Source organism: Streptomyces sp. SCL15-4, assembly GCF_033366695.1.
Classification (GTDB): Bacteria; Actinomycetota; Actinomycetes; order Streptomycetales; family Streptomycetaceae; genus Streptomyces.
Genome location: NZ_JAOBTQ010000001.1, coordinates 1 through 12,060 on the forward strand (window position 1 = coordinate 1; position 12,060 = coordinate 12,060).

The following is a 12,060-nucleotide window of genomic DNA, read 5'->3' on the forward strand; positions in this document are numbered from 1 at the left end:
CCCTCGGCGATCCGGATCGGGTCGACCGACTCCAGTGGCACGAACGCGTCGATCTCGATCGCCTTCGCGGTCGGCAGGGGCAGGTTCGCGAGGTCGTCGTCCGTGACCGGGATGAGCTGCGTCTTCGTCAGCTCGTATCCCTTGCCGATCTCGTCCTGGGGGACCTCGCGGTCCTCCAGCTCGCACACCTTGCGGTAGCGGACCCGGCCCTGGTCGGGCAAGTGGTACTGGTGGAAGTGGATGCTGTGGTCCTCCGACGCACCGACCACGTTGATCGGCACCGTGACCAGGCCGAAGGTAATCGCGCCGGACCAGATCGTACGGGGCATGGCACACCTCTCCCACTCACCCCGAGCACCACCAGGCTATGAACCCACCCAGGGGCCCCGCACCCGCGCCCAGGCAACCACTGGCCGGGGTCGCGGCGTACTCCCGCTCCGCATCCGTGAACTGTCCCCCCGGAGACGAGCCCGCAAGAAGGACCTCCGGGCGCGCGCCAAGTACGCCGCGAACGGTCTGGCCTCCTCACGGGTTCCCACCGTTCTACCGGCGCAGTGAGGTCGCCGCAGCGGTTGCGTCCATCGGCAGCCGCGACGTCGACCACGACAAGCCCCGGCTCTCTGATGTGCGTCTCGTTGATCGGGTTCACGTACAACACCACGCCGCGACCCCCGCGAGGGTTCCGCCAGCCCGACGCCGCCCACCACGGGGCCATCCCCGCGGGCGCGGGGAGCAGCGGTCATCTCAGGTTCCTCTCGCTGGTGGTCGGGGGCCATCCCCGCAGGCGCGGGGAGCAGTGGGCGATGCTGTTCTCATTCGGGTTGTAGGCGGGACCATCCCCGCAGGCGCGGGGAGCAGCGCGAGCTCGCCCGCCGGGCGCCCGATGGGACGGGACCATCCCTGCGGGCGCGGGGAGCAGGCTACGGCAGCCGTGATGCGTCGCACCGTGGAGGGGCCATCCCCGCGGGAGCGGGGAGCAGGAGCACCTGACCGAGAAGTACGGGTCCGTGTCGGGACCATCCCCGCGGGCGCGGGGAGCAGTCGGGGTCGTCGGCTGCTGGTCTGGGTGCCTGGGGACCATCCCCGCGGGCGCGGGGAGCAGTCCACATCAAGCCGAAAACCTGCAACAGTGGCGGGACCATCCCCGCGGGCGCGGGGAGCAGTGGGGCGTTTGCCCGGTGTGTGGGTGATTGGGGGGACCATCCCCGCGGGCGCGGGGAGCAGATCGCGTCGGTCACCTCGGCCTGCAAAGGCAAGGGACCATCCCCGCGGGCGCGGGGAGCAGTCCACGGGCCCGAAGACGGAGGAATGGGTGGCGGGACCATCCCCGCGGGCGCGGGGAGCAGCAGCGCGGCGTCGAAAGCGTCCTCTTCAGGGAGGGACCATCCCCGCGGGCGCGGGGAGCAGATCGACGGCGAGAAGGTGCCGCTCGGCGGGGTGGGACCATCCCCGCGGGCGCGGGGAGCAGACTGAATGACCTGCGGTTTTACTGGCGCTGGGGCCGGTTTCCGAGCACTTTCTCCAACTCCGGCAAATGGGGCAAATGGCTTCTGGTGTGCATCAGCCTCTCCCGAACCTTCGGCGTTTGGCGGCTCTGCTCCAGCCGGATGGCGGGCCCCTCCGGGGAGCCGGAGCGGTGGGGGGTGCGTTCGGGTCGGGGCGGCGGATCAGGGTGATGCCTTCGTGGTCGGCTGGATGCCAGGCGTGGTCGTGGGTGCGGAAGGTGAAGCCCTGTTCGTTGTTGGTGGTGTGGGCGAGCAGGGCGCGGCCTTGCCCCGCGTACTGCTGGATTTCAGCCCAGAGCGCGTCGCGGATGCGGGCTGAGGGGTTGCCCACGAACACGCCGGCGGAGATTTCCAGCATCCAGCGTGTGAGGAAGCCGCGTAGTCCGGCGGGGCAGTTGGTGAGGACGATGACGGTCACCAGAGTTCGTCCCCGTAATCAGGCCCGTCGTAGTTGACGCCGGAGGCGACCTGGTGGTTGTGGTCGCTCTGGAGCGTGACGATGTCCCGGTCGTCGCCGGGGTCCGGGGTTGTGACCGTCTGCGGTAGCAGGAGGCGTTTGATGTCGTCGACGCACCGGCCCAGCAAGGATGTCTCGTTGATGCGGTCTCGCAGCGCGCGGCGGGTGCGGGAGCCGACGTCCTCCTCGCCGTGTGCGGCCACGTCGAAGGCGACCGGAATGCCGATGTCCGTCTTGTAGAGGTCGGCGATGTCCAGGACGAAGGACAGTTCGTGGCCGGAGTGGACGAAACCGAGAGCCGGGCTGCATCCCAGGGAGGTGACGACGGCATGGGCGATGCCGTACATGCACTGGGCGGCGGCGGTGATGGCCTGGTTGACGGCGTCGCCGCTGGCGAAGTCGCCGGGGGTGTAGCGGCGGCCCCGCCAGGGCACGCCGGTGCGGGCGGCCTGGGCACGGTAGCAGGCCTTGAGCCGTCGTCCCTCGCGGCCGAGCAATTCGTTCCTGGTGAGGCCGGCCGGGTCCTCGTCCGGGAACCGCAGCCGGTACATCTCGCGCGCGACGGCGAGGCGGCTGCGCGGGTTGGCCCATTGCCGGGCCTGGGCCTCCATGAGGGCGGAGGAGCGGCTGAGGGCGCGGCCGGAGGCGTAGTAGCGCACGCCGTGTTCGCCGACCCAGCAGACTGCCGCGCCGGTCTCGCCGAGCACGCTCATGGCCTGGTGGGTGACGCGTGTTCCGGGGCCGAGGAGGAGGGTGTTGATGGTCGCCGAGGGGATGTGGGTGGTGCCTTCGGCGTCCTGGGCGGTGATGGCGTTGGCGTCGCGGTGGACCGTGCAGCGTTCCAGGTAGACGAAGGAGAGGCGTTCGTCGGTGCGGGTGAGCTGGCGGGGGGTCAGTGCGGGGCGCTGGGAGGGTGTGCTCATGGTGTCTTCGGGGTGGGCGGGGTGAGGGGGGCGAGGGTGAGGAGGCCGCAGCCGTAGGCGCGGGCCCGGCCGATGCCCTGGGTGAGGGTGCGGCGCAGGGCGTCGGGGTCGGTGATCTCCAGGCGTCCTTCGAAGGTGACGGTGACGACGGTGACCGGCTTGTCCCGGCGGCCGCCGGCGCTGCGGGTCTTGTCGAAGGCGAGGGACCGTGTGTCTCGTATGGCCAGTTCGTAGCGGTCGCCGGGGTGGGGGCGCTGTTGGTGGGTGGTGCCTTCGGGCAGGAGCCGGCGGCCGGCCGGTTTCTCGCAGACGCGGAAGCCGAGGCGTTCTTGGCGTTTTTCGTCGAGCAGCCAGCCCATCTGGTGGATGGGTGTGAGGTGGGCGGTGATCTTGCGGGGTTCGCCTTCTGTGCGGCGGATGGTGTGCACGGGGTTCGCGGTCAGGCGGAACGCCCAGCGGTCACCGGCGGTCAGCCGGTCCAGGAGCGGGGCGTAGGGGCGGGTCTGCCAGCCGGGGTTGTCGGGGCCGGCGGCGGCGGGCCATCCGGCCTGCTCGACCAGGTGGGTCAGGTCGGGGCGCTCGGGGCTGACGATGTAGAGCAGTACCTCGGCGCGGGCTTGCTGGTCCAGGCGCCACAGGACGCGTGGTGCGCCGGGCTGTGGGGTGTCGGAGGGCAGGATGTGCGGGAAGGAGGACATGACGGCCGCGTGCATGGCCTGGGGTGAGGACAGCAGGCGGCGGGCGCCGGGCCGCGCGGTGTTGACGCGGAAGCGGGTGATGAACATCAGGCGCTGTCATCCTCCAGGACATCGAGGGCGGCGAACGGATCGTGCGTATCCCGCGGGCCGCCGCCGGCCGGGACAGGGGTGGGCACGGGGGTGGTGACGATGGTGCGCAGTGTGTGCCGCCGGTGTGCGGCGTCGAAGCTGACCGGCTGGTCGCGCAGGACGTCTGCCGCTGTGACGGGCTCGCCGGGTGCCCTCTCGCGCAGCACGGTCAGGGTGTGCGGGGTGGGGTGGCGCCTTTGGTACCAGTCGGAGGCCTGCCAGGGCACACGGATCAGTACGTCCTCCAGGCGGGTGTCGGCGTACAGTCCGAGGCCGACCGGTTCGGTGGGCGGGCAGGAGCGCCGTCCGAGGTAGGGCGGGTACGCCGGGGTGCGCAGGGCGTCGTGCAGGGTGGTGAGCAGGGTGTGGTCGCCTTCGAGTGCGGCGACGAAGACGGCGTCGGCGAGGTAGAAGCGTTCGGACAGGGGCATGGACGCGCCGGTGACGCCGTGGTGGGCGGTGTGGAAGTCCCGGATGCGGGTGCCGGGCTGGTCGACGCGGACGCCGAAGCGGAGCGCCGCCAGAGGGGCCAGGCTCGTGTCGTCGCCGCGTTCGATGCCGGCGGCCGCGGCGAGCAGGCCGACGACGCCGCTCTTGGTCGGGGCCGATTCGGTGGTGCGGCGGGTGAAGCGGGAGGCGGCGCCCCAGGACTGCAAGGGGCCTGCCAGGCGGAGGGCGAGGACGCCCGTGCGGCTCATGCGGGCTTCTCCAGGCGCTCGGCAACGGCCCGGGCGACGGCGGCGGCGAGTTCGCGCTGGCTGCCGGTCTCGGTGCCGAGCTCGGCGAGTTTGTGCGTGGCGGGGCCGACGCGCAGGACCCAGGTGAGGGTGGTGTCGGGGTCGCCGTAGGCACGCTCGACCTCGGCGGCGTAGGCGGCGAGCCGGTCTGCGGCCTCGCGCAGGTGGCCGCCGCCGTCGCTGCGGACCGGGTCCTCGAAGGCGGCGACATAGCTGATCGGCCGCGTGGTACGCAGCCTGACGACGACGGCGTCGGGCTGGGTGTGGTGCCCGAAGGTGTTGATCTTCCCGGTGGGCAGGGAGGAGACGAAGGCATGCACGAACGCCTCGACGGCGCGGCGTACCGGCTCGGTGCGCGGTTCGTCCTCGCGCAGGCCCTGGCCGAGGTTGCCGGCGAGCTGGTGCACGCCGAGCGCGGCGTAGCGGTAGAGGGTCGCGGAGTTGAAGTCGACGGTGCCGATCATTCCGGCGCCGGTCTCCTCGTCGGTGTTCTCGTCGTCGACGGCTGTGTAGTAGTCGGACTCGTTGTCCACCCGGTGGACGCTGAGAGCGTGTGCGACCTGCACGGCGGCGTCGACGTTGATGTCGGCGACGTCGGCGACCATACGGCCGAACAGGGCGATGTCCACGGAGTGGCGCAGGTCCGCGAGTTCCTTGGCCCGGGCCTTGTTCTCCTTGGTCTTCAGAAAGGCCGTGATGTCGGCTGCGCCTTCGAGGGCGTGGCGGGCCAGGCCGTCGAGTTGCCGGGAGCTGAGGAAGACCAGGTATTTGCTCTCAGGAGCGGGGGCGGGGACAGGGTTTGCGTCCTTCTTCGCCTGATCGGCTTTCCGCTTGGGGACCTCGGTCTTGATGCCCGCTGCCTTGATGATCTCGTCGGCGAGCGTGAGCGCGGTCTCCTGTCCGACGGACGGGTCGAGGGCGGTGATCCGGTCGGCCAGGAGTTCCACGACCTTCTTGGTTCGCACGCCCAGCTCGGCGGGGTCCAGGAGGTGCTCGTCCTTGAAGTAGGTGCGGATGGCACGCTTCCATGCCTGGCTGGAGACACGGGCGCGGGGGACGCCACCGTAGACGGCCGTCTTGGGCGCGCCCGTGTCGTCCCGGTTGAGATTGCTGGGCGGGACGGTCTGCAGGGCGTGCACGTCCAGGAAGATGCGGTTCACGAGGTGTCCTTATTCGCTGTCCGGGGTGGTGTTCTCGTCCGAGGCCTGCTGGGTCTGTCGCTGCTCGTGGAAGGAGCGGCCCCACGCGCGGCGGACGGTGGCGGGCCCCTCGGGCCACTGCCAGAGGTAGAGCTGGCCGGCCAGGAGGGCGTAGTCGAGCGGGATGTCGTCGCGGCGCAGCAGGGTGACGATGTCGCGCAGCCGCTGGGCGAGCGTGACGAGGTCGGGGGCGGTGCCCGCGCGGACCAGACGCTTGCGGACGGGCTCGTCGATGCCGTCGGCCGGCATCAGGCGCCTCACCGCCGCGCCCAGGCCGCCGGGCCGTTCCCAGGCGTGCCGGCGGTGCATGGGCGTGCCGCGGGACTGCTGGTGGAACGCCCACAGGGTGCAGGCGGCGTGCAGCGCGTTCTCAGCGCGCACCAGCTCCAGCTCGCCCAGCGGCCGCGTCCCCTCAATCTGAGTGTGCAGCGGGTCGGTGTCGATCAAGCTCCACAGGTCGGGGGTCTCGCCTGCCTCACGGCCCGCACCACGGCGCAGGCGGGCCAAGGCCGCGACGGCCTGGGGCCTGTCCTGGAGGTATCCCTGCTGCCAGGCGCCGATGTGCGTGGCGGCGAGGTCCGCGACCCGCCGGTGCACCGGGACCGCGACGGGCGCAGCCGGTGCGGGTACGGGTGTTGCGGGGGTCATACGGGCACCTCCGGGTCGGTCGCGGCGTGATCGGTTTCCGGCAGACGGGCGGGCCCCGGCCGGGGCGAACCGTCGTCGCCCGGGACGGCGGTACTCCCGCCGGGGCCCGCGGAGGCGGGGGCGTCGGGGTTTCCGAGCGCTCGGGCCAGGCGTCCGCGGAACCACACGTCGGCCAGGCCCGCGTTCAGCCAGTAGGTGCCGCCCTTGTCGCCGGTGTGGAGTCGCCCCTGCCAGGCCGCGTCGCCCGCGGCGGCGATGAGACGGTCACCGAGACGGCCCACCGTCTGCCGTACCAGGCGCTGCCAGGTCTCACGGTGCTCGAACGGGTCCTCGGCTTCGCCGAGTTCGGACAGCCAGCGGCGGTAGGGGTGGTCCAGTGCGTCGAACCCTTCGGCACGGGCGGTGGTCTTCGGTCCGTCCTGCTCGGCCCCGGTCGCCCGGGCCAGGTCGGCCGCGAGGTCCCCCAGGGCCCGCACCGCCCGGTCGGCGTCCTCGGCCGCGGCGATGGCCTGCCGGGCGTATGTGGGGTCCTGCTCGTGGAGCAGGACGACCGGCATGACCAGGCGGTCGTCGACAACCTCGTCGATCACAGACTGCTGGGTCCCGTACCCGACCCCGGCCACCCGGGCCCGGATCAGAAAACGACGGGGCAGGTGGCCCTCGGTCACCAGACGGGCGACCCAGTCCAGGATCCGCGGCCGCAGACGCGCCGGCCCCCCGGCACCACCGGTCTCCTCCAGCCGGTCGGCCAGGAGCGCGCTGATCCCCCGCCACGCCGAACGGGCCGGATCGTGCTCCAGGGGCAGGTACACAGGTGACTGCCCCAGCTTCTTCTCCTGCGCGGGGCTGCGCCGCCACGCAGTCATCGGCTCACTACGGTGCATGTTCCGCCAGGCGAGCGGGTCGCCGTAGCCGAGGACGACACCGTGGACGCCGTCCGCGTCGTGATGCAGCCGCACCCGGCGCGACTGCCAGGTGTACAGGTCGCGCAGGCCGCTCGCGGCACGGCCGGCCGAGCCTGGCCCGCACGGCTCCCGGCGCCAGGCCGGCCGGTCACCGTCCGAGAAGTCGAGTGCTTCGGTGTCCGCCGCCACCAGGTTGAGCAGCAGCGTCTGGCGCAGCGTCGCACCCTCCACGAAGACGCCGCCGAGCCCGCCCGCCCAGCCGGTGCCGAGCGGATACACCTTGCCGCCCTTGACCCGGTCGTCGCCCACCATGCCGGTCTTGATGCCGGAGGTGTCACAGGCGTGGACGTGCACGACCCAGCGCGCGGCCTCGGCGAAGGACAGCCGCTCCACGTCCGGCATCCGCGCGGTGAAGAACGGCTCCCCGGCGGGCACGTCGGCCACGATCCGGTTCAGTGAGAACACCTCGTCCTTCGCGGTACGCAGCCCGGCGCTCTGCAGGAACGGCGTGAGCGGGTGCAGAAGGTCGAACCGCTCGCGGTGCTCTTCCAGATAAGCCTGGACGGGGGCGAAGCAGTCGGGGTCCTCCCACAGCTCCGCCCACTCCTCGATGTCGGCCGGACCGTCCAGGGCATCGTGCGCGACGGCCAGCAGGAGGCGGACAAGGGCGAATTCCTGCGTGGCCAGGTCGCCCACGATCCGTCGCAGATCACTGGCGTGGGCGAAGACCTGACTCAGCGATAACTCCTGCTGAAAACCGTTGCTGTGCAGCACCGGGATCCACGGTCGGCGGGTCAGGTCGAAGGACAGTGCCTCGCCCGCACCGGCACCGGGTAATTCAGTCGTCTGCATCCTGGGTCACCTTCAGACCGTCGCTGGGGCTGTACTGGAGCGAGAATCCTGCCAGCCGGGTCTGACAATCCTCATCGAGCGCGAGAATGAGCTGGTCGGAGAGCCACGGGCTGTCCTTGCCCTGCCACTTGCGTACGTACAGCTGCTCCAGCTCCTGGATGGCCCGGTCCATGGTCTCGCCGGAGAACTGCATGGGCAGCCGCAGGGCGCAGCTCGCGGCCGTACGGGCCGCGAACCGTGTCGGCGTGGCGTCCTGCGGCAGGGCGAGGCCAGCTCGTTGCCGCTTCTTGCTGTCCGGCTTGAGCCACGGCAGGGTGGCAAGAGTTCCGTCGCCGCGGCGCTGGACGACGACGACCTCCAGGCTGTCGCGGCTGTCGCGGACCTGGGCACGCCCGGTGGGGGTGTCGTCCGTGTCCCCCACCCCGGCGGCGACCCAGCCGAACAGCGGACGCCCCGGTTTGCCGACACCCCCCAGACGGAACACGGCGGCACGCGCGGCCTGGTCGTCGCGGTGATGCTCGAACTGTTCGCGTGCCCTCTTCAGCGCGTCCTGCCAGTGCTCCGGGCCGACCGGTGCCTGGCCGTAGGCGCTCTGTACGAGAGGGCTGATGTCCGCCGGGAGCCGCACCGGCCGCCCGGGCTCCCCGTCGAGGTGGGGAAGGAGTACCGCGGCCGATCGCAGCAGGGTGTACTGCCCGTACACGGCGACCGACCCCCGCACCGGGGTCGGCACTTCTGCCGTCCAGTCGGCTCCCGTCACCAGGCAGCGTGCCGTCCGCAGCCGTTCGGGCCGCTCCCCCTGTCTTGGGCCGCGCTGGTGGCGGTGCAGGCGCCCCATGCGTTGCAGCAGCAGGTCGACGGGGCACAGGTCGCTGACCAGCAGGTCGAAATCGACGTCCAAAGACTGCTCGGCGACCTGGCTGGCCACCACGATGTGTCGGCCCGTGGGCCTGTCGTCCGTCTTCTCCGGCGGTCCGAACAGGCGCAGCAGCGTGCTGTCCTTGTCGGCCCGGTCGAGGTCGACGAAGCACGAGTGGGCCACGGTCACGTTCCCGGCCCCGAACCTGTCACGCAGCGCACCAGCGGTCTCGAGCACCCGCCTGACCGTGTTCCGGATCACCAGGGCGCACCCGCCGTCGGCCAGCTCGCTGGCCAGCCGATCACCGAGGACATCCAGGTCGTCGTCGAGGCGTTCCAAGCGGACGGCTGTCGACCGGGCCGACGCCTGCGGGCGGCGGCACAGCGCGGTGCCGCCCGGGGCCACTGCCGTCAGCAGCGGGTACGCGTCCGGTGCGGCCGTCTCCGGCTCGGCATCCGTCCGGCCGGAGTACGCCGCAACGAGTTCGCGTCTGCGGGAGGCCGGCAATGTCGCGGACAGCACCACCACTGGCACCCGGTAGGCCCCCAGCCAGGACAACACCCGGTCCAGGTACACGCTCATGTACGTGTCATAGGCGTGCGCCTCGTCGATGACGATGACCTTCCCCTCCACGGCGAGGTGCCGCAGCGCCAGGTGCCTGCTCTTCAGCCCGGCGAACAGCAACTGGTCGACGGTGCCCGCGACGAACGAGGCCAGCATGGCCTTCTTGTGGCCACGCAGCCAGGCATGCGCCACGAGTTCGGCAGCCGCACGGCGCCGCTCGTCGTGCCGCTGCCGGGATGCAGGCGGCGCTTCGTCCACTCCGACAGCCACGACCCGCCCGGCACGGGCCATCAGGCCGGCGAAGTCCTCGTTCAGAGCAGCCTTGGAATGCGCCAGATGCACCGAGCGCCGCTCACCGGCCACCCCCGGCAACCGCTCCAGCCAGTCCAGCAGGCGCGGGAACATGGCGTTGCCGGTGGCCATGGTCGGCAGGGCGAAGAACACGCCTCCCGCGCCCGAGCGCGCCGCGAAGATCTCGGCCACGGCGAGCGCTGCCTCCGTCTTCCCCTCCCCCATCGGCGCCTCGACGATCATCAGCCCGGGCGCCTCCATCTCCCGGACGAGTTCCACGGCCGCTTCCTGCACCGGCCGTATCCGCGCCTGCGTCGGCAGTGCAAACCGGGAGGCGAACAACTCCTGTGCGCTCTGGGCTGTTTCCTCGGCCCTCCAGGGTTCCGGCAGGTCCAGTCCCTGCCAGGCCGCGGCGAGACGCTCCTGGTCACCGCGGGACGCGCCGTCGGGGAAGTACGGGAAGAGATCGGGGTTGCTGGCGATCCAGTCGGAGACGATGACCAACGCGGTGAGCAGCACCTGCACCGGCTGCGGCAGCTTCACCGTCCGCCATGCCACCAACCGTTGCGCCACACCGAAACGCTCGGCGCAGGCGTCGAGCAGCTCGGTCTGCACCTGCCGCCACACGCGCCCGCTCGCACCAGGAGTACGCAGCAGCTCCTCGTGCTCGTACAGGGCGGTGATCTGGGCGTGTTCGGGCGGCACCCCGTGATGTCCGCCCACGGCCACCGTGAACTGCCCGGTCCGGGCAGGCGCCCACCCGTGCCGTTCCTCCAGCCACTCCCCCAGCAGCACCTGCCCGGCCAGGCCGTGCGGCGCGACCCGGCGGTCCGGCCCCATCGCCTTCGCCGAGCGCATCTCCAGCCCGTGGCCACGCATCGTGTCGGCGAGCTGATCGACCTGGCAGGCGAACGCCGGGGTGGCCTTGCCGATGTCGTGCACACCGGCAAGCCACACGGCGAGGACACGGGCGTCCGCATCACCCTGCGGCAGCGCCTCGGCCACCAGCCTGCGCACCCCTACCGGCAGCCACCGGTCCCACAACAGACTCGCCACCGCGGCGGCATCCTCCATGTGCCGCCACAACGGCAACCAACCCTCGGTGTCACGGTCATACTTCGCCCACACCGACCGGGCCGGCCCCCCAAGCCGGCCCAACAGGCCGGAACAAGCACTCCCCACACCACTCATGAGCGATAGATACAGGCAGCGACCACCACCTCACACCAAAACAAGCCAACCGGAGCATCTGCAGGGCAAACAGCCACCCCCGTCACGTAGGATCATCCGCTTGCCCCGAGCCCACGGAACACACCTACGAGACCAAATGCCACCAATGCCCCATTGGCCGGAATCCACGATAGTTACTGAAAACGTGTCCCCGCGGCAATAAACCCGCAGGTCAGCAAGTCTGCTCCCCGCACCCGCGGGGATGGTCCGACCTCGACCACCCGGTGTCCGACGCCGCCAAGCTGCTCCCCGCACCCGCGGGGATGGTCCCCTGTGCAGCTTCGCCATGGCGGGCACCACCCACTGCTCCCCGCACCCGCGGGGATGGTCCCGGCACCGCCCGCTAGGAGACGAGATGGCCACCCTGCTCCCCGCACCCGCGGGGATGGTCCGCCCTCTGGGGGGCTCCGAAGCTCGACGCCAACTGCTCCCCGCACCCGCGGGGATGGTCCCTGCACTCCGTCCAGGCCCGCGAGGCGCTGGGCCTGCTCCCCGCACCCGCGGGGATGGTCCCCAACGTGGCCAAGGCCATGGCGAACACCAGCACTGCTCCCCGCACCCGCGGGGATGGTCCCTGATCGCCGACAAGGGCGCCGACGGCAAGGAACTGCTCCCCGCACCCGCGGGGATGGTCCCGCCTCCCCGAGCCTCCAGGAATACGGCACGATCTGCTCCCCGCACCCGCGGGGATGGTCCCGAGCCCGGTGAGTGGTGACGTACCAGCCGTCACTGCTCCCCGCACCCGCGGGGATGGTCCCGAGAACGTGCCGTTCAGCGAGAACGAGCACAGCTGCTCCCCACACCCGCGGGGATGGTCCCTCGGCGGTTACCGCCCCGATTTCCCGGAGCGCCTGCTCCCCGCACCCGCGGGGATGGTCCCGCACCGGATATACGGCCGTGTACCGCCCAGACCTGCTCCCCGCACCCGCGGGGATGGTCCCCCCCAGACGTTGAGTGCGGCGCGCAGCTCCGCCTGCTCCCCGCACCCGCGGGGATGGTCCCTGAGGCATGGCTCCACGGTGGCGCCAACTCGTCTGCTCCCCGCACCCGCGGGGATGGTCCC

Annotated in this window: 9 protein-coding genes, 1 pseudogene and 2 CRISPR repeat arrays (1 of these 12 only partly in view); all 10 genes and pseudogenes read right to left on the reverse strand. The window is 71.4% G+C overall.

Annotated elements, in window-relative coordinates:
* On the reverse strand, positions 1 to 329 hold a 329-nt coding region (locus SCK26_RS00005; RefSeq protein ID WP_318199132.1), incomplete at its 3' end, for a Ku protein.
* A 167-nt stretch (positions 330 to 496) separates the two neighbouring features.
* Positions 497 to 661 (reverse strand): annotated as a pseudogene (locus SCK26_RS00010) (DUF6207 family protein); the annotation flags it as partial.
* 46 nt (positions 662 to 707) lie between these two features.
* Positions 708 to 1,468: direct repeats of the CRISPR family, unit length 29 nt; unit sequence GGGACCATCCCCGCGGGCGCGGGGAGCAG.
* A gap of 92 nt (positions 1,469 to 1,560) precedes the next feature.
* Positions 1,561 to 1,923: a type I-E CRISPR-associated endoribonuclease Cas2e gene (gene cas2e / locus SCK26_RS00015; RefSeq protein ID WP_318199133.1), complete on the reverse strand. Its 363-nt coding sequence runs from the start codon at positions 1,921 to 1,923 to the stop codon at positions 1,561 to 1,563.
* Positions 1,920 to 2,885, reverse strand: coding sequence for a type I-E CRISPR-associated endonuclease Cas1e (gene cas1e, locus SCK26_RS00020; protein WP_318199134.1), 966 nt, complete (start codon positions 2,883 to 2,885; stop codon positions 1,920 to 1,922). The genes cas2e and cas1e overlap by 4 nt, the downstream gene beginning before the upstream one ends.
* Positions 2,882 to 3,670: a type I-E CRISPR-associated protein Cas6/Cse3/CasE gene (cas6e, locus tag SCK26_RS00025; protein ID WP_318199135.1), complete on the reverse strand. Its 789-nt coding sequence runs from the start codon at positions 3,668 to 3,670 to the stop codon at positions 2,882 to 2,884. Before cas6e ends, cas1e begins: the two co-directional genes overlap by 4 nt.
* Positions 3,670 to 4,410 (reverse strand): type I-E CRISPR-associated protein Cas5/CasD, encoded by a 741-nt coding sequence (gene cas5e, locus SCK26_RS00030; RefSeq protein ID WP_318199136.1) that lies wholly within the window; start codon positions 4,408 to 4,410, stop codon positions 3,670 to 3,672. Before cas5e ends, cas6e begins: the two co-directional genes overlap by 1 nt.
* Positions 4,407 to 5,609: a type I-E CRISPR-associated protein Cas7/Cse4/CasC gene (cas7e, locus tag SCK26_RS00035; RefSeq protein WP_318199137.1), complete on the reverse strand. Its 1,203-nt coding sequence runs from the start codon at positions 5,607 to 5,609 to the stop codon at positions 4,407 to 4,409. The genes cas5e and cas7e overlap by 4 nt, the downstream gene beginning before the upstream one ends.
* A 9-nt stretch (positions 5,610 to 5,618) precedes the next feature.
* Positions 5,619 to 6,296 (reverse strand): type I-E CRISPR-associated protein Cse2/CasB, encoded by a 678-nt coding sequence (gene casB, locus SCK26_RS00040; protein WP_318199138.1) that lies wholly within the window; start codon positions 6,294 to 6,296, stop codon positions 5,619 to 5,621.
* The gene (gene casA, locus SCK26_RS00045; protein ID WP_318199139.1) at positions 6,293 to 8,053 is read right to left on the reverse strand and encodes a type I-E CRISPR-associated protein Cse1/CasA; all 1,761 of its coding nucleotides are present in this window, start codon (positions 8,051 to 8,053) and stop codon (positions 6,293 to 6,295) included. The genes casB and casA overlap by 4 nt, the downstream gene beginning before the upstream one ends.
* On the reverse strand, positions 8,040 to 10,958 hold the full coding sequence (gene cas3, locus SCK26_RS00050; protein ID WP_318199140.1) for a CRISPR-associated helicase Cas3': 2,919 nt from the start codon (positions 10,956 to 10,958) through the stop codon (positions 8,040 to 8,042). Before cas3 ends, casA begins: the two co-directional genes overlap by 14 nt.
* A 220-nt stretch (positions 10,959 to 11,178) precedes the next feature.
* A CRISPR array of direct repeats spans positions 11,179 to 12,060; the repeat unit is 29 nt; unit sequence CTGCTCCCCGCACCCGCGGGGATGGTCCC (it continues 488 nt past the right edge of the window).

Coding starts and splice junctions, on each gene's coding strand:
- cas3 (WP_318199140.1), bottom strand. CDS start 10,958: ATGAGTGGTGTGGGGAGTGCTTGTTCCGGCCTGTTGGGCCGGCTTGGG.
- casB (WP_318199138.1), bottom strand. CDS start 6,296: ATGACCCCCGCAACACCCGTACCCGCACCGGCTGCGCCCGTCGCGGTC.
- cas5e (WP_318199136.1), bottom strand. CDS start 4,410: ATGAGCCGCACGGGCGTCCTCGCCCTCCGCCTGGCAGGCCCCTTGCAG.
- cas1e (WP_318199134.1), bottom strand. CDS start 2,885: ATGAGCACACCCTCCCAGCGCCCCGCACTGACCCCCCGCCAGCTCACC.
- casA (WP_318199139.1), bottom strand. CDS start 8,053: ATGCAGACGACTGAATTACCCGGTGCCGGTGCGGGCGAGGCACTGTCC.
- cas6e (WP_318199135.1), bottom strand. CDS start 3,670: ATGTTCATCACCCGCTTCCGCGTCAACACCGCGCGGCCCGGCGCCCGC.